Consider the following 16834-nt stretch of genomic DNA (forward strand, 5'->3'; position numbering starts at 1 on the left):
GGCCACGAGCGCCGCGGTCGAGGCCGGCGCGCGGTAGCGCTGAGCGGACCCGGAGCGGGCGACCAGCGCGCCGCCGATCGCGGCCAGCAGCGCGAGCGCGGCGATCGCGGCCAGCGCGCGCGGGCGCATCGGCCGCCGGGGAGGGGAAGCGGGCATCGAGGGCGGAGGGTGATGGGACGGGCCGTCCGGCGTGGCGCCGGGCCGCCGGCGCGAGCGTACCGGCGCCGACCGCCCCGGGGACGCGCCATGACCGAACATAATGAGACTCAATCCCATATAGTCGGGCAATGGCGATTGCACCGAACGACCGGCGGCTGCCGGTGACCGTCCTCTCCGGCTTCCTCGGGGCCGGCAAGACGACGCTCCTCAACCACCTCCTCAGCAACCGCGAGGGCCGCCGGATCGCGGTCATCGTCAACGACATGAGCGAGGTCAACGTCGACGCCGCGCTGGTCGAGCGCGGCGACGCGAACCTCGATCGGGTCGAGGAGCGGCTGGTCGAGATGTCGAACGGCTGCATCTGCTGCACGCTGCGCGAGGACCTGCTGGTCGAGGTCACGCGGCTGGCGCGCGAGGGCCGCTTCGACCACCTGGTGATCGAGTCGACCGGGATCAGCGAGCCGCTGCCGGTCGCGGAGACCTTCACCTTCGAGGACGAGGACGGCACCAGCCTCGGCGACGTGGCGCGGCTCGACACGATGGTCACGCTGGTCGACGCCGCGCGGTTCGTCGACGACCTCGGCTCGGTCGACGACATCGCGGCCCGCGGCGAGTCGCTGGGCGACGAGGACGAGCGGACCGTCGCCGACCTGCTGGTCGACCAGGTCGAGTTCGCCGACCTGATCGTCCTCAACAAGACCGACCTCGTCGACGGCGCGCGCCTGAAGCGGACCGAGTCGACGATCCGCAAGCTCAACCACGGGGCCAAGATCGTCCACGCCGAGCACGGACGCGTCCCGCTCGCCGAGCTGCTGGACACCGGCCGCTTCGACTTCGACCGCGCCGCCGAGCATCCCGGCTGGCTGCAGGTCCTGCGGGGCGAGGAGCAGCCGGAGACCGAGGAGTACGGGATCGGCAGCTTCGTCTACCGCCAGCGCCGGCCGTTCCACCCGCAGCGGCTGTGGGCGGCGGTCCACGAGCCGTGGGCGGGCGTCGTGCGCTCGAAGGGGTTCTTCTGGCTGGCCTCGCGCCCGGCGATCGTCGGCGAGTGGTCGACGGCCGGCCCGATCGTCAACCTCGGGGCGATCGGCACCTGGTGGGCGACCGTCCCCGAGTCCCAGTGGCCGCCCGAGGCGGACCTGCGCGAGCAGCTGCGGCGCGACTGGCACCCCGAGTTCGGCGACCGGCGCCAGGAGCTGGTCTTCATCGGCCACGACCTCGACCGCGACGCCTTCGTCGCCCGGCTCGACGCCGCGCTGGTGACCGACGGCGAGCTGGCGGCCGGTCCGTCGGCGATGCGCGCGCTGCCCGACCCGTGGCCGCGCTGGGGCAGCGACGAGATGCACCTCCACGGTCGCCACGGCCAGCGCGACGAGCGGGCGGCGGCGTAGGCGGGCGGTTGGGGCAGCTGGCGTCAGTTGTCCCGAGCGTCCCAGCGGTGGCGTCATTGCACCGCGGAGAGCGCGGTCGACTGACGCCACCTCGTGCGAACCGCGGGCAGATGACCCCACCTGCCTGCGACCTCGCTCGCCGGTCGCGGCCACCGAGGCCCGCGACGCCTCAGCGCGCCGGCAGCGGCCGGTCGCGCAGCGCGGCCAGGCGGGCGGCGCCGGCGAGGACCACGTAGACCGCGACGGTGACGCCGGCGATCGACGCGCCGGTGGCCGTGTGGGCGTAGTAGGAGAGGTAGAGCCCGGCGATGCCGCAGGCGATCGCGATCCCGCAGGCGATCGCCATCGTCGTCGGGACGCCGCGACCGAACAGGCGGGCGCCCGCCGCCGGGGCCACCAGCGTGGCGGCGACGAAGAGGTTGCCGAGCGCCTGGACGCAGATCAGGGTCGCGACCGCGATCAGGGTCACCAGCAGCAGGTCGACCAGGCCGGGGCGGACGCCGAGCGTCCGCGCCGCGTCGCGGTCGAAGGCCGTCGCCAGCAGCCGCGGGTGCAGGACGCGCAGCGCGATCAGCACGACCGCGGTCAGCCCGGCGGCCGTCGCCACGTCGCCGGCGGTCAGCCCGAGCACGTCGCCGAACAGCAGCTCCTGGACGCCGGGGGGCGAGTCGGGCGAGAGCGCCAGCAGCACCCCGAGGCCGAACATCGAGGTGAAGACGACCGAGATCGAGGTGTCGCGATCGATCGTCGGGATCCGCGCCGCGGCGGAGATCGCCAGCGCCGCGACCAGCAGGCCGACCGCGCCGCCGAGCACCAGCGGCGCCCCGATCAGCGCCGCGCCGACCAGGCCCGGGAACATCGCGTGGGGGAGCGCCTCGGCGCTGTAGCTGAGCCGGTGGAAGACGATCCAGCAGCCGAGCAGCCCGCCGGCGATCCCCAGCAGCACGATCTCGACCAGCGCCCGCTGCATGATCCCCTGGGCGAAGGGGTCGAGCACCACGTTGGACAGCACGCCGCTCATCCGTGGCGGTGGTCGCAGATCACCGCGACCGCGTCGCCGTCGCCGAGCCGCAGCAGGTCGTGGCCGTACGTCGCCTGGAGGGTGTCGGCGGTCAGCGTCGCGGCGGGGTCGCCGAACGCGACCTGGCGGCCGTTGAGGCACAGGACCCGATCCCACCCACGCGCCTGGCCGACGTCGTGGGTCGCGATCAGCAGCACGTGCCCGGCCGCGGCCAGCTCGTCGATCAGCTGCTGGAGGCGCTCGCTCGAGGCCGTGTCGAGCCCGGTGAAGGGCTCGTCGAAGAGCAGGATCCGCGAGTCGCGGACCAGCGCCCGGGCGACCAGGACGCGCTGCCGCTGGCCCCCGGAGAGCGCCCCGAAGCCGGCGTCGGCGCGGTCCTCCAGGCCGACGGCCCGCAGCGCGGCGCGGGCCTTGGCGCGCTCCTCGCGGCCGGCCCCGCGCCACCAGGGGCGATGCGCGATCGTGCCCATCAGGACCACGTCGAGCGCGCTGACCGGGAAGTCCAGCCGCGAGCGCTCGGTCTGCGGGACGACCGCGACCTCGTCGTGGAGCGCCAGCCGGCCCTCGCGCACCGCCAGCTCGCCGAGCACGACCCGGAAGAGCGTCGTCTTGCCGCCGCCGTTGGGTCCGAGGATCGCGATCCGCTCGCCGGCGTGGGCGCGGAACCCGACGTCGCGCAGCGCCAGCGCCTGGTCGTAGCCGGCGGCGACCCCGTCCAGCTCGAGCAGCAGCCGACCCGGCTCGTCGCCGGCGGCCGCGTGGCCGCAGACCTCCGCGACGCCGCCGGTCGCGGCCGCGCCGATCGCCTCCGTGGTGCTCATCTGCGGGTGGTCGTCGCTCACAGTCCGGCGACTCGGCAGCGTACCGCGCCACCGGTGAATCCCCGGACCATCGCGTCGGCGTTGTGCTGCTCCATCCCGAGGTAGGTCGCGCCGTCACTGCCGGCCGGTCCGAGGGTGTCGCCGTAGAGCGTCAGGTTGGAGACGGCACCGGTCTGCCTGGCCATCGCGTCGGCGAGCTTCGGGTTGACCGAGGACTCGGGGAAGACCGCCTTGACCTTCTCGCGCTTCACGAGGTCGGCGAGCTTGGCCACGTCGCCGGCCGAGGGCTGCGCCTGCGTCGTCTGCGAGGGGATGACCGCGCCGACGACCCGGATCCCGTAGCGGTGGGTGAAGTAGCCGAACGCGTCGTGGCTGGTCACCAGCTTGCGCTGCGCGGCCGGGACCTCGCGGATGCAGCGGGCGATCCCGGCGTCGAGCGCTTCGACCTTCTTCAGGTAGGCGGTGGCGCGGGCGTCGATCGCGGCGGTCGCGTCGGGCTCGGCGGCGACCAGCGCGTCGCGGATGACGGTGACGGCGGCCGCGACGTTGCGCGGGTCGTGCCACCAGTGGGGGTCGACCGCGCCCCCGCCGTGGTCGTGGCCGGCCTCCTCGTGACCCGCTTCGTCATGGCCGGCCTGCTCGTCGTGGTCGCCGCCGGCCTCGTCCTCGTGGTCGCCGTGCTCGTGCTCGCCCTCGCCGCCGGGCAGCCGCGTCGGGACCTTGGCGCCGACGGTCACCGTCGTCGCCTTGCTGCCGCTCTGCTCGACGATGTCGCCGGCCCAGCCGTCGAGGCCGTCCCCGGACGCGAACACGAGCTTGGCGCCGGCCGTCTCCTGGACGTCCTTCGGCCGCGGCTCGTACTCGTGGGGGTCGGTGTTCGGCTGCAGGATCTGGTGGAGCGCGATGCGGTCGCCGCCGACCTCGCGGACGATGTCGCCCAGCTGGGTGGTGGTGGCCACGACCGCGATCCGGTCGCCCTTGGCGCCCGAGTCGGAGGAGCCGCAGCCGGCCACCCCGGCGCCGATCAGGCCCAGGAGGACCAGCAGTGCCGGGCGGCCGGCGAGCCGGCGGCGACCGCCGCCGCCACCGCGCGGGCGGTCGGAGCGACGGTGCAGGACGGAGTGGAGGGTGACGCTCATCAGGAACAGGACTCCCGCCAGAACGGCGATCGTGGCCCCGGGAGGGGCGTTGGTCTTCACGGAGAGCCAGAGACCGGCCGCGCCGAGCGCGGCGGTCACCAGCGTGGTCGCCAGCTGCCAGATCGGCATCCGGCTGATCCACGGTCGGACGGTGGCCGCGGGGATCACCATCAGGGCGGCCGCCAGCAGCGCGCCGACCGCCGAGAGGGTGGCGACCGCGACCAGCGCCACCAGCACCAGCAGGACCGCATCGGGCCCGCCCGCGCGGACGCCGAGGGCGCGAGCGCCGTCACGATCGAAGCCGAGGGCCAGCCAGCGCGGGCCGAGGAGCAGGGTCGCGACGAGCACGACCGCGCTCGCGGCGCCCGCGATCATCAGGTCGCGGTCGGAGATCACCAGCAGGCTGCCGAACAGCAGGCCGTTGACGTTGGCGGCGGCGTCGAAGACGTCGCTGGCCAGGATCACGCCCGCGGCCAGCGCCCCGACGAGCACCATCGCGGTCATCGTGCTGTGGTCGCCGCCCTGACGGGTGGCCAGGCGTCCGACCGCGACGGCGAACAGCAGCGCCATCGCCAGCGCGCCGAGCGGGGCGGCGAAGCCGAGGCCGTCCGCCAGCACCAGGCCGGGGAAGGTCGCCGCGGCCACGCCGTGGGCGTAGAAGGCCAGGCCGCGAAGCACGATCCAGGTCCCGAGCACGCCGGCGCCGATCGCCAGCAGCAGGATCGCCCAGAGGCCGTGCTGGACGAAGGGGAGGGTGAAGGGATCGAGCATCGGAGGGACGTCGGCGGCGGGGCCGGGACGCGAGCAAGCCTACATGAGACCAAGTCTCAACATCATCGTGGCTGGGCGAGGTCGTGCGAGGTGGCGGCTCGCCGCTCGGGATCTGGCGTCGACCCGCGCCTGTGGCGGGCCGGCGCTCGGCTGCAACCGACGCTGCGGCGATCGCGGTCGTCGGGGCTAGCGTCGCCAGGCCGCCCTTCGGCGGTCGACGCACCATGCCACGCCCCATCCGCCGCCCCGTCACCAGCCGCCGCGTCGTCTCCCTGACGGCGATCGCCTGCTTCCTCGCCGTGCCGCCGGCGCTGGCCGCCGACAGCGGACAGCTCAACGGCAGGATCGAGCGCTCGCGGGCGCAGGACCACCAGCTCCAGCAGCAGGTCCACAACGCCCAGCGCCACGTCAGCGGCTATCAGGGCCAGATCGACGAGCTGCGGGCGCAGCTGGCGCGGATCCAGCCGCGGCTCGACGCCGACCGCGCCGCCCTCCAGCGGCTCCAGGGCGAGCTGCGCGGCTCGCGGACCCGGCTCGTGGGGCTGCGAGCCCAGGACGCCAGGGACCAGCAGGTGCTGGCCGATCAGCTGGTGGCGATCTACGAGGCGCCGCGCGCCGACCTGATGACGGTCGCGCTCGACTCCCACGGCTTCGCCGACCTGCTCGATCGCTTCAGCCAGCTCAACCGGATCGCCAAGCGCAACGCCGAGGTCACCGTCCGCGTGCGCGCCGAGCACCGCCAGGTGGCCGCCGAGACCACGCGCCTCGCGCGGCTGGAGCAGCGGCAGGCCAGCCAGACCGCGGCGATCGAGACCCAGCACGACGCGATCGCGCGGGTCAAGCTCGAGGTCGTCGAGCAGCAGCTGCAGTTCGTCCGCACCCGCGACCGCGCCAGCGGCAAGCTCGCCGCGCTGCGCCGCGACCGCAAGGGCCTCGAGCGGCAGCTGAGCAAGATCCAGGCGGCCCAGGTCCAGGCGCTGTCCGGCGGCACGGCCCCGGGCGACGGCAGCGGATCGGGCTTCTTCCCGGCCCCGGGGACGAACTACACCTACGGCGACGAGCCGCGGATCGCCGCCAAGCTGCAGACGATGGCGCGGGCGCTGCACCTGCACCTGATCGGCCTCTCGGGCTACCGCACGCCGCAGCACTCGATCGAGGTCGGCGGGTTCCCCAACGACCCGCACACCAGGGGCCAGGCGTCCGACACCCCGGGCCTGGAGGGCGTCCCCGAGGCGGCCCTCAACCGCTTCGGCCTGACGCGGCCGTTCGCGGGCGCCGCCGAGGCCGACCACGTGCAGCTGGTCGGCAGCATCTAGCCGCCGCCGGGGACCCCCGGTCCGCCGGCGCTCGCTGGGGTACGGTCCGCCCCGTGCCTTCGGGGAACGGTGTCCGACGACCAGGGCGAGCATCGGTCGCCGCGACGACGGCGCGGTTCGTCGCCGCGCGGCTCGCGAGCAGGCTGCGACGGCGATCGGCGCCGGTCTCGCCGACCGCCTTCCGCGCCGCGATCGAGGCGACGCTGGAGCGGGTCGGCGACGCCGTGGCGGGCTGCGACTGGCGGACGGTCGGCCCGACCGCCGACGGCTGGGTCGACAGCCAGGTGACGCTGACGGCCGGTGAGGCCGTGACGCTGCTGGCGACCGGTCGCCTGACGCTGTCGCGGCTGCTCGACGTCGCGTTCGGGCCGACGGTCGGGCTCTGGTACCGGGTCGGCGACGGCCCGATCGCCAAGGTCGTCGGCGACAGCGACACGTTCCGCTGCGAGCGGGGCGGCACGCTGTGGCTGTCGACCAAGCCGCCCGGCGAGTTCCTCGACCGGACCGGCGCCTTCGACCCGGCCGAGGGCCGCTCCGGGATCGGCGGCGGCTTCACCGTCGCGATCGTCCGCTGGAGCGACGCCGAGACGGGCCTGACCGCCGCGGCGGCGGCCGACGCGCGCTGGTTCGGCCCGGCGCGGCGGCGGCTCGCCGCGCCGGTCGATCCGCCGGCCGGCTGGCACTACCTGTGGCGCCTCGGGCCCGGCGAGATCTACCGCGAGCAGGCGACCGCCGACGGCCCGGCGCTCTGCTGCCACAGCGCCGGCGACGTCGGGATCCTGCAGTTCCCGGTCGACGAGCCGCTGACCGACGAGACCGTCCTCTCGTGGTCGTGGTGCGTCGAGCGGCTGCCCTCGCGGCTGCCGGAGCACACCCAGCCGACCCACGACTACCTGTCGATCGCGGTCGAGTTCGACAACGGCCTCGACCTGACGTACATGTGGAGCGCCGCGCTCCCGGTCGACACGGTCTTCCGCTGCCCGCTTCCGTGGTGGAAGGAGCGCGAGACGCACTGGGTCGTGCGGACCGGCCACGACGAGCTGGGCCGCTGGGTCGACGACCGGCGGACGGTCCGCGACGACTACGCGCGGGCGATCGGCGGCCCGCTCCCGGAGCGGATCGTCGCCGTCTGGCTGATCGCCAACACCGTCTTCGGGCGCGAGGTGGGGGAGTGCCGCTACCGCCGGATCGCCCTCGAGCAGGGCGCCCAGCGGGTCGCGATCGGGGCCTGACCGAGCAGGCCGCGCCGCGGTTCAGTCGGGCACGACGCGGGCGACGCCGGCGTCGGTCAGCGCCCAGGTCCCGTCGTCGAGCTGCTCGACGTGGCCGGCGGCGACCAGGCTCTGCAGGTTCAGCGGCGTCCGCATGTCGCCGTGCCCGCGGCCGATCGCGCGATCGATCTCGGCGACGGCCACCCCGACGCCGGCGCGACCGCCGCCGAGCCGGCCGAGCGCGGTCGTGACGTGGACGAGGTCGCGCTGGCTCATGCTCGCGATCCTCCCACGCGACGGCGGCCGAGACCGCACGAGCCGGTCGTGCGTCGCGATCGGCCGCGCCGGCGTGCGACGATCACCGCATGGCCGTGCGCGTGCTGATCGCCGACGACGACCTGGCGGTCCTGCGGATGCTCGAGCGGACGCTGCGGGCCGAGGGCTACGACGTCGCGACCGCTCCCGACGGCGGCGCCGCGCTGGTCGCGGTCGAGCGGGCGCTGCCGGACGTGATCGTGCTCGACGTCGCGATGCCGGGACTCGACGGGCTCGAGGTCTGCCGGCGGCTGCGGGCCAAGGGCCTCGGGATCCCGGTCCTGCTGCTCACCGCCCGCGACGCGATCGACGACCGCGTGACGGGCCTCGACGCCGGCGCCGACGACTACCTGGTGAAGCCGTTCGCGACCTCGGAGCTGCTGGCCCGCGTGCGAGCGCTCGGCCGTCGCGGCCCGGCGACCGCGGCCGGGGCGCTGCCGGCCGCGGCCGGGATCGTGCTCGACCCCGATGCCCGCACCGCCACCCGCGACGGCCGCCAGATCGCGCTCACCGCGCGCGAGTCGGCCCTGCTCGAGCTGCTGCTGCGGGTCGGCCCGCGCGGCGTCCTGACCCGCGAGCGGGCGATCAGCGAGATCTGGGCCGACGGGGCGGTCGAGAACGTCGTCGATCGCTACGTCGGCTACCTGCGGCGCAAGCTCGGCGAGCCGCCGGTGATCCGGACCGTCCGCGGATCGGGCTTCTCGCTCCGGTCGTGAGCGCCCCGCCCCGCGATCGGCCCCCCGGGCACCGCCGCGGCCCCGTCCCGCGGACGCTCCGCGGGCGGCTGGTCGGGGCCGCGGCGCTCGCGGTCCTGCTGTCGCTGTTCGCGCTCGGGGCGGTGGCGACGCTGGTCGTCGAGCACCAGCTGCGCGACGGGGTCGACCGCGAGCTCCGGGCACGGGCGGTCGACGTCGCCCAGCTGGTCGCGACGACGCCGGCGCTGGTCAGCACCCGCGGCGCCCTCGACCTCGGATCCGGCGGCCGCCAGGTGTGGGTCCAGGTCCACGACCGGCGCGGGCGGATGCTGAGCGAGGGCCGCTCGGTCTCGCTCGGGTTCCGGGTCCTGCCCAGGACCGGGGCCTTCGATCGCGCGCTGCGCGACGGCCGCGCGGGGTACGCCGACGCGCGCCTCGGCGGCGAGCCGATCCGGACCTACGCGGTGCCACTGCTGAAGAGCGGCCGTCAGGCGTCGGAGGGCGTCGTCGTGGTCGCCTCGTCGGTCGCCGACATCGAGCAGACGTTCTCGTCGCTGCGGCGGGTGATCGCGATCGCGGCGCTCGCGGCGGCGGCGATCGGCGCGCTGCTCGCCGCGGCGCTGACGACCGCCGGCCTGCGGCCGCTGCGGCGACTCTCACGCGGGGCGCGGGCGATCGCCGACGACCCGGCCCCCGGCCGTCGGCTCGAGGTCGGCACTCGCGGCGACGAGCTGGCGGCGCTGGCGGGCACGCTCAACCGGATGCTCGACGCGCTCGACCGGGCGCGGGCGGCCGAGCGGCGGCTGCTGGCCGACGCGTCGCACGAGCTGCGCAACCCGGTCACCGCCCTGCGCGGCAACGCCGCCTACGCCGCCCGCCACGGGGCCGACGCCGAGATCCTGCGCGAGCTCGAGGCCGACGCGGAGCGGCTGTCGCACCTGGTCGACGACCTGCTGGCGCTCGAGCGCGAGGCCGGGGCCGAGCCGCCGGCCGGGCAGGTGCGGCTGGCCGACGTGATCGGCGCGGTCGTCGCAGACGACGAGCGGACCGTGGTCGAGTCCGATCCCGAGCTGGTGGTCCGGGGGCAGGCCGGGGCGCTCGAGCGGGCGCTGCGGAACATGGTCGAGAACGCCCGCGTCCACGGGCCCGAGGGCGGCACCGTGACGGTGCGCGCCGCGGCGGAGGGCGACCGGGCGCTGCTCGCGGTCCGCGACGAGGGCACGGGGATCCCGCCGGCGCTGGCCGAGCAGGCGCTGCGACGGTTCTGGCGCGGCCCCGACGCGACAGCGGGGCGCCGGCCGGGATCGGGGCTCGGCCTGGCGATCGTCGCGGCGACCGCCGAGCGTCACGGGGGCGAGGTGCGGATCGACGGCTCGACCGTGGCGATCGTCCTGCCGCGCCTGCCGACGGCGGGGACTGTCAGAGATCTCTCAAGGCCCGCCCGTACGGTCGACCCATCATGACGCGCATCCCCCAGATCGACCGCCTGCCGCGCCGGGTCCTCACCCCGCTCGCCGTCGGCGCCCTCGTGCTCGGCGGCGGTGCCGCCGCGCTGGCCTCGTCGGCCGGCGGCGAGCCCGCCCCGCCGCCCGCCAAGAGCCTGCCGCGAGCGCTGGCCGACACGATGAAGTCCGCCGACGCGCCCGGCGTGACGGCGAACGTCGGCTTCACCAGCCGCCTGATCGACGGCAGCGTCCGCGGCAGCTCCGGTGGTCCGCTGATCGACGGCGCGACCGGCACGATCCGCGTCGGTCGCGGCTGGCGGCTGGCGGCCGACCTGCAGTCCGGCGGCCACCGGGTCCAGGTCGGCTTCGACGGCCGTCGGCTGACGGTCTACGACCACGACGGCAAGACCGCCTACACCGCCACCGCGCCGGCCGGCACCGATCAGCTGCTGAGCGCGCTCAGCGCCTTCCGGGCGAGCCCGCAGATGATCGAGATGGCGCTCGCGGCCGCCCGCCGGTTCGTCGACGTCTCCGATCCGCGGGCGGGCAACGTCGCCGGCCGCCCGGCCTACACGGTGCGGGTCGCGCCGAAGCACGACGGCGGCCTGCTGGGAGCGATCGAGGTCGCGTGGGATCCGGAGACCGGCACCCCGTTGCGGCTCGCGGTCTACGCCCACGGCGAGCGTCAGCCGGTGCTCGACCTGGCCGCCGAGGACGTGCGCGTGGCCCCGGTCGCCGCCGAGGACCTGCGCGTCGACGTGCCCGAGGGCGTCCGCACCGTGCGGATCGACGAGGCGATCGGCGACCGCCGACCGCGCGGCCGCAGCGGCCCCCGCGAAGGCGCGGCCGGCGACAGCGCGCTCGAGGCGCTCGCCGGCAAGGGCGGTCCCGACCTGTCGCTGCTGCTCGGCGGACGTGGCGGCGGCTCCGGGGCGTCCGGCCTCGCCGCCGTCCGCAAGGCGGTGCCGTTCGACCTGGTCGCTCCGGCCGAGCTCGCCGGGCTGCCGCGCAAGGCGGTCCGCGAGCTGCGGATCGGCAACCGCTCGGGGGCGGCGCTGGTCTACGGCGACGGCCTCGGGGCGCTGGTGGTGCTCCAGACCCGGACCGGCGACGATCCGCTCGACCTCGCACGCACGGGGCTGCGGCTGCCGGAGCTCGCGATCGACGGCGCGACCGGCCGCGAGCTGGCCACGCCGCTGGGGACCGTCGTCAGCGTCCGCCGCGACGGCGTCAGCCACCTGATCGCCGGGTCGGTGCCGACGGCCGCGGCCGAGGCCGCCGCGCGCCAGCTCGTCGGTCGCTGATCCGCTGCGTGCCCGGTCGTTCGCGGCCGGGCAACGCGGCGGCCGGTTCGCCCTGGCCACGGCCGGTGGTCGCATAGGATCGCGCGGCGATGGACGAGGGGGTCACCATCAACGCTGCCGCGGCAGCCGGGCCGGGGTTGCTGGAACGGGGCGACGAGCTGGAGCGGATCGGCGGCCTGCTCGACGCCGCGGCCGAGGGCGAGGGCTCGGTCGTGCTCGTCGAGGGCGCCCCCGGGATCGGCAAGACGGCGCTCCTGCGGGCCACGCGCGAGGCCGCCCGCGACCGCGGCCTGCTGACGCCCTCCGCGATCGGCAGCGAGCTGGAGCGCGGCTTCGCCTTCGGCCTCGTCCGCCAGGTGCTGGAGCCGATCGTCGCCGCGGCCGATCCGGCCGAGCGGGCCGCCCTGCTCTCCGGCGCCGCGGCCCTCGCGGGCCCGGTGATCGGGACGGGCGCGGCCGCAGCCGCGCCGACGGTCGACGCGTCGTTCTCGGTCCTCCACGGCCTCGGCTGGCTCTGCACCAACCTGGCCGTCCAGACGCCGCTGCTGGTGACGATCGACGACGTCCACTGGGGCGACCGGCCGTCGTTGCGGTTCCTCGAGTTCCTCTCCCGGCGGTTGGAGGGCGTGCCGCTGATGCTCGTGCTGGCCGCACGACCGGGCGAGGCCGGCGACGCCCAGGACCTGCTCGACGCCATGGCCCACGGCCCCGCGGCGCGGGTCCTGCGACCCGCGGCGCTCGGCGAGGCCGCAGTCGCCGAGTTGACCGCGAGCGCCCTCGGCGAGCGCCCGGATCCGGCGTTCGTCTCGGCCTGCGCGACGGCCACCGGCGGCAACCCGTTCCTGCTGCGGGCGCTGCTGCGCCATCTGGCCGAGAACGACACGGCCCCGACGGCGACCGCCGGGGCCGAGGTCGGGGAGGTGGCGCCGGTAACGGTCGCCCGCGCGGCCCACCGGCACGTGCGGCGCCTGGGGCCCGCGGCGGAGGCGCTGGCGCGCGCGGTGGCCGTCCTCGGCGACCGCAGCAGCCTCCGCAACGCCGCCGCCCTCGCCGGCCTCGAGATCGACATCGCCCGCCGCGCCGCCGACGCGCTCGCGGCCGCCGGCGTACTCGCGCTGCCACCGCCGCGGTTCGTCCATCCGATCGTGCGCGAGGCGATCCACGACGACATCCCGACCGCCGAGCGCGCGGCCGCCCACGCCAGCGCCGCCAGGCTGCTGGTGGCCGACCGCGCCCGGGTCGAGGAGATCGCGCTGCACCTGCTGCACACCGACCCCGCGGGCGATCCGTGGGTCGTGCGCGGGCTCCGCGAGACCGCCGCCGCCGCGCTCGCCGAGGGGGCGCCGGAGATCGCCGTCGGCCACCTCCGGCGGGCGCTGGAGGAGCCGCCGCCGCCGGAGGACCTCGATGCCGTCCGCCTGGACCTGGGGCTGGCCGAGGCCCGCGCCGGCGACGCCGCCGCGATCGACCGGCTGGCCGCCGTCACGGCGACCGCGACCGATCCCGGAGTGGCGACCAGCGCCGCGATCGCTCGCTCGCGGGTCCTGGTCCTGATCGGACGATCGCAGGCGGCGACCGAGGGCCTGGTGGCGATTCGCGACCAGGCCGAGCGGATCGGGCCCGAGCTGGGGCGGCTGGTCGATAGCGAGATCGTGGATGCCGCGCGACTGCACCTGGAGCAGCTGCCGGTGCTACGCCGCCACCTCGAGCGGCTCGACGCGACGACCCCGGCCGACGACCCGCGGCGGGCGGTCGTCGAGGCGAACCTGGCGTTCGACCGGGTCGCGGCCGGTGCGCCGGCCGACGGGGTCCTGACGGCGCTGGCGCCGCACGTCACGGGCGGCGGCCTGCTGCAGGCGGCGGGCGCCGATGCGCCGGGCCACTACCTGGGACTCAACGCCTGCGTGCTGCTGGAGCGGCCCGACCTGGCCCGGCCGGCGCTCGAGGCCTCGCTGGCCGACGCGCGAGCCCGCGGGTCGTTGTTCGCCTTCGCCTACGGCACCCGCTACCGGTCGGTGATCGAGTGCCGGTTCGGGCGGGTCGACCAGGCCGCCGAGGACGCCGGGACCGCGCTGCGGCTGCTGACCGAGCGCGGCTGGCAGGCCGGTGCGCCGGGGACCCTCGCCTTCCTGCTGGAGGCGCTGGTCGAGCAGGGCGAGCTGGCGGCCGCGACCGAGGCGCTGCGGCCGTGGTCCGGGGAGACGTTCGCAGGCAGCCCGTTCGAAGCCCTCTTCCTCGGTGCCCGCGGACGGCTGCGGGCGGCCGCGGGCGAGACCGCCGCCGGCCTGTCGGACCTGCTGCGCTGCGGCGAGGTGATGGAGGCCTGGGGCTGGAGCGGGGCGACGGTGGTCCCGTGGCGCTCGCGGGCGGCGCTCGCGCGGGCGGCGCTGGGAGATCGCGAAGCGGCGTTGGCCCTCGCCGACGAGGAGCTGCGGCTCGCCCGCGCCTCCGGCCTGGAGCGCGTCACCGGGATCGCCTTGCGGGCCGCCGGCGTCGTCCGCGGCGGGAGCGAGGGCGTCGAGCTGCTGCGGACCGCCGTCGACGTGCTGGCGCCGACGCCGGCACGCCTCGAGCACGCGCGGGCGCTCGTCGACCTGGGCGCCGCGATCCTCGCGACCGGAGACGCCGCCGGCGCCCGCGTCCCGCTGCGAGAGGGGATGGACGGCGCCCATCGGGTCGGCGCGCGGCGCCTGGCCAGCCGCGCCCGGACGATCCTGCTGGAGGCCGGCGCCCGTCCGCGACGGGCCGTCGTGCGGGGCGTCGACGCCCTGACGCCGAGCCAGCGACGGGTCGCCGAGCTGGCCGCGTCGGGGCTCTCCAACCGCGACATCGCCGAGACGCTCTTCGTGACGCACAAGACGGTCGAGGTCCACCTCAGCCAGAGCTACCAGAAGCTCGGCATCCGGTCGCGATCGCAGCTCGGCGACGCGCTCTCGGCGGCGGGCTGACGGGACCCGGCGCACGCCGCCGCGCGACGGGGCACCATCCACGGCATGAGCGAGCGGACCGCGAGTCGACCAGGGATCCGCGCCGTCACCCGGGTCGCGCTGGTGGCGCTGCTCGCCGTGCTGGCGTCCGCGCCCGGCGCCGTCGCCGCCGGGCCGCCACCGCCGCTGCAGCCGTCGGTGCTCGGCGAGGACCCGCACGGCCCCGGCGTCTTCCGGTTCCCGCAGGGCGTCGCCGTCGATCCGGTGACCGGCGGGTTCTACGTCGGCGACCAGTACAGCGGGACGATCCAGGCATTCGACGCCAACGGCAACCGGCGGTTCTCGTTCGGCGCGCTGGCGGTCCGCCGGGAGCCGGGACGGCTGGGCGTGATCGGCGGCGTCGGGGTCGACCGCAGCGGCCACGTCTTCGTGCTCGACAGCGCCTACGACCGAGTCCAGATCTTCTCGACCGCCGACGGCCGGTTCCTCGGGACGTTCGGCGACTCGTCGGTCTTCTCGCTCAAGAACGGCGGCACGCGACCGGACAGCGGGATCACCGTCAGCGGGCTCGCCGTCCACCAGAAGGGGCCCGGCCGCACGATCTCCGTCTACGTGGCCGACAGCGGTCGCGATCGGGTCGAGCGGTTCGCGCTCGACCCCAACAGCCTGCGGCCCTACGGCCCGCCGAAGGTGACCAACCGCGGCACCGTCCGCCTGCAGTGGCCCCAGGGCCTGGCGGTCGACCCGTCCGGCCGGCGGCTCTACGTCGCCGACAACCAGCAGCACCGGGTGCTCGTGCTCGAGGCCAGGACGCTGCGCAAGATCGGCGCCTTCGGCGCGTTCGGCAAGGGCCTCGGACAGTTCAACGCGCCCTACGACGTGGCGGTCGACGCCCGCGGTCAGGTCTACGTCGCGGACAACCTCAACGGTCGCGTCAACGTCTTCGACCCGCGCACCTACGCCTACCTGGGGACCTACGGCGGCAACGGCCACAGCATCGGCCGGTTCTCGATCGTGCGGGCGGTCGCGTCGAGCCTGACCGACCCGACCGGCGGCGTCTACGTGGCCGACACGGCCAACAACCGGATCCAGCGGCTGGCGGCCGACGGTCGCGTGATCGGGGCCTGGGGGATCGCCGGTCGCGGACCGGGCTACCTGACCCGGCCGCGCGGCGTGACCTTCGGGCCCGGCGGGGGGATCGCGGTCGCCGACAGCTTCGACCACCGGATCGCGCTCTTCGCCGCGGACGGGACCTACAGCGGCCAGCTCGGGCGGATCAACCGGCTGAACGGGTTCGCGACCCCGGGAGGCAAGGTCGGCCAGTACCTGCTGCCGGGCGCCGTCGCGTTCGACGGAGCGGGCAACCTCTGGGTCGCCGATACCTACAACAGCCGGCTGGTGCGGGTCGACCCCGCCGGCGTCGCGGCCTTCACGACGCCGGCCGGCCAGCTCTCGCGACCGCGCGGGCTGGCGAGCGCGGCCGACGGCAGCGTCTACGTCGCCGACACCGGCCATGGCAACGTCCTGCGGATCGCTCCCGACGGGACCTTCAGCACCGTCCGCAGCGGCCTCGGACGACCGGTCGCGGTCGCGACCGGCCCGGCCGACGGGCTCTGGGCGGCGACCTCCGGCTCGCTGATCGACCTTCGCACCGGCGACCGGATCGCGCCGCCGGGCGGCGGCAGCTGGGACCATCCGACCGGCGTCGCGGTCGCCCCGGACGGCACGCTCTACGTCGCCGAGGCGCGGCCCAAGACGGCCGACGGCGCGCGGATCCTGCGCGCGGTCCCCGACGGTGCCGGCGGGTGGGCGTGGGACGCGATCGCGACCGAGGGCAGCGGCCCGGCGCAGGTGATCGACCCCGGCAACCTGGCGCTGAGCCCCGACGGCCAGACGCTGCTGGTGGCCGACGCCGGCAACGACCGGATCCTGCGCTTCGACCTGCCCGGTCGCCGCCCGCCGGCGATGCAGCGCCTGCAGGTCGCGATCGGGGGCGGCGGCCCGACGCTCGGCGTCGTCGGCAGCGACCCGCCGGGGATCGACTGCGGCACCGACTGCAGCCAGCGCTACGGCGGCGGACGCCCCGTGACGCTGCGGGCGACGCCGTTCAGCGGCGCCGTCTTCGGCGGCTGGGGCGGCGTCTGCGCGGCCGCCGGCACCGCGCCGACCTGCACCGTCTCGATGGCCAGCGCCCAGGACGTGCGCGCGGACTTCGTCCCGACCCCGCCGCCGCCGGTCCGGATCCGCGGCGTCCGGGTGACGCCGGCCCGCTGGCACCTGAAGCGCCGCAGCGGCCCGCGGGCGCGGCGGCCGGCGACG

Annotated in this window: 12 protein-coding genes; 8 read left to right on the plus strand and 4 right to left on the minus strand. The window is 76.2% G+C overall.

Annotated elements, in window-relative coordinates; translation table 11 throughout:
- Window positions 1-287: 287 nt before the first annotated feature.
- A complete protein-coding gene (gene zigA, locus PAI11_RS08360; RefSeq protein ID WP_007573029.1) occupies window positions 288-1550 on the plus strand; it encodes a zinc metallochaperone GTPase ZigA in 1263 nt (420 codons plus the stop codon).
- 169 nt (window positions 1551-1719) lie between these two features.
- Here the strand turns inward: zigA and PAI11_RS08365 are convergent, their stop codons facing one another.
- Genes PAI11_RS08365 through PAI11_RS24145 form a run of 3 tightly spaced genes read right to left on the minus strand, consistent with a single transcriptional unit; the run spans window position 1720 to window position 5302 of the window.
- On the minus strand, window positions 1720-2571 hold the full coding sequence (locus PAI11_RS08365; protein ID WP_007573031.1) for a metal ABC transporter permease: 852 nt from the start codon (window positions 2569-2571) through the stop codon (window positions 1720-1722).
- Window positions 2568-3392, minus strand: coding sequence for a metal ABC transporter ATP-binding protein (locus tag PAI11_RS08370; RefSeq protein WP_138974177.1), 825 nt, complete (start codon window positions 3390-3392; stop codon window positions 2568-2570). Before PAI11_RS08370 ends, PAI11_RS08365 begins: the two co-directional genes overlap by 4 nt.
- A 17-nt stretch (window positions 3393-3409) precedes the next feature.
- Window positions 3410-5302 carry a metal ABC transporter solute-binding protein, Zn/Mn family gene (locus PAI11_RS24145; protein ID WP_007573034.1) on the minus strand — a complete coding sequence of 631 codons (1893 nt, stop codon included), beginning with the start codon at window positions 5300-5302 and terminating at the stop codon, window positions 3410-3412.
- A 224-nt stretch (window positions 5303-5526) separates the two neighbouring features.
- Here PAI11_RS24145 and PAI11_RS08380 point away from each other — a divergent pair, with 224 nt between their 5' ends.
- Complete coding sequence (locus PAI11_RS08380) at window positions 5527-6618, plus strand: hypothetical protein (RefSeq protein WP_040599267.1); 1092 nt, start codon at window positions 5527-5529, stop codon at window positions 6616-6618.
- Between the two features lie 53 nt (window positions 6619-6671).
- The gene (locus PAI11_RS24150; RefSeq protein WP_007573040.1) at window positions 6672-7850 is read left to right on the plus strand and encodes a DUF3047 domain-containing protein; all 1179 of its coding nucleotides are present in this window, start codon (window positions 6672-6674) and stop codon (window positions 7848-7850) included.
- A gap of 21 nt (window positions 7851-7871) precedes the next feature.
- Here the strand turns inward: PAI11_RS24150 and PAI11_RS08390 are convergent, their stop codons facing one another.
- Window positions 7872-8105, minus strand: a complete 234-nt coding sequence (locus tag PAI11_RS08390; RefSeq protein ID WP_007573043.1) for a hypothetical protein — start codon at window positions 8103-8105, stop codon at window positions 7872-7874.
- Window positions 8106-8194: 89 nt separating this feature from the next.
- Here PAI11_RS08390 and PAI11_RS08395 point away from each other — a divergent pair, with 89 nt between their 5' ends.
- From PAI11_RS08395 to PAI11_RS08415, 5 genes are all read left to right on the plus strand, one after another.
- The gene (locus PAI11_RS08395; protein WP_007573045.1) at window positions 8195-8860 is read left to right on the plus strand and encodes a response regulator transcription factor; all 666 of its coding nucleotides are present in this window, start codon (window positions 8195-8197) and stop codon (window positions 8858-8860) included.
- On the plus strand, window positions 8857-10302 hold the full coding sequence (locus PAI11_RS26970) for a sensor histidine kinase (RefSeq protein ID WP_007573046.1): 1446 nt from the start codon (window positions 8857-8859) through the stop codon (window positions 10300-10302). Before PAI11_RS08395 ends, PAI11_RS26970 begins: the two co-directional genes overlap by 4 nt.
- Window positions 10299-11588 (plus strand): LolA-like protein, encoded by a 1290-nt coding sequence (locus tag PAI11_RS08405; RefSeq protein ID WP_007573048.1) that lies wholly within the window; start codon window positions 10299-10301, stop codon window positions 11586-11588. The genes PAI11_RS26970 and PAI11_RS08405 overlap by 4 nt, the downstream gene beginning before the upstream one ends.
- Before the next feature lie 89 nt (window positions 11589-11677).
- Complete coding sequence (locus tag PAI11_RS08410; protein WP_007573050.1) at window positions 11678-14536, plus strand: helix-turn-helix transcriptional regulator; 2859 nt, start codon at window positions 11678-11680, stop codon at window positions 14534-14536.
- A gap of 45 nt (window positions 14537-14581) precedes the next feature.
- The coding region (locus tag PAI11_RS08415) for an InlB B-repeat-containing protein (protein ID WP_040599269.1) at window positions 14582-16834 on the plus strand (2253 nt) is incomplete at its 3' end.

Origin of the sequence: Patulibacter medicamentivorans (assembly GCF_000240225.1) — a bacterium.
Lineage (GTDB): Bacteria > Actinomycetota > Thermoleophilia > Solirubrobacterales > Solirubrobacteraceae > Patulibacter > Patulibacter medicamentivorans.

What these genes read in the sequence shown, in the direction of transcription:
- PAI11_RS08405 (WP_007573048.1), top strand. Translation starts at nt 10,299, where the DNA reads ATGACGCGCATCCCCCAGATCGACCGCCTGCCGCGCCGGGTCCTCACC.
- PAI11_RS08365 (WP_007573031.1), bottom strand. Translation starts at nt 2,571, where the DNA reads ATGAGCGGCGTGCTGTCCAACGTGGTGCTCGACCCCTTCGCCCAGGGG.
- PAI11_RS08380 (WP_040599267.1), top strand. Translation starts at nt 5,527, where the DNA reads ATGCCACGCCCCATCCGCCGCCCCGTCACCAGCCGCCGCGTCGTCTCC.
- PAI11_RS08395 (WP_007573045.1), top strand. Translation starts at nt 8,195, where the DNA reads ATGGCCGTGCGCGTGCTGATCGCCGACGACGACCTGGCGGTCCTGCGG.
- zigA (WP_007573029.1), top strand. Translation starts at nt 288, where the DNA reads ATGGCGATTGCACCGAACGACCGGCGGCTGCCGGTGACCGTCCTCTCC.
- PAI11_RS08410 (WP_007573050.1), top strand. Translation starts at nt 11,678, where the DNA reads ATGGACGAGGGGGTCACCATCAACGCTGCCGCGGCAGCCGGGCCGGGG.
- PAI11_RS08390 (WP_007573043.1), bottom strand. Translation starts at nt 8,105, where the DNA reads ATGAGCCAGCGCGACCTCGTCCACGTCACGACCGCGCTCGGCCGGCTC.
- PAI11_RS24145 (WP_007573034.1), bottom strand. Translation starts at nt 5,302, where the DNA reads ATGCTCGATCCCTTCACCCTCCCCTTCGTCCAGCACGGCCTCTGGGCG.
- PAI11_RS08370 (WP_138974177.1), bottom strand. Translation starts at nt 3,392, where the DNA reads ATGAGCACCACGGAGGCGATCGGCGCGGCCGCGACCGGCGGCGTCGCG.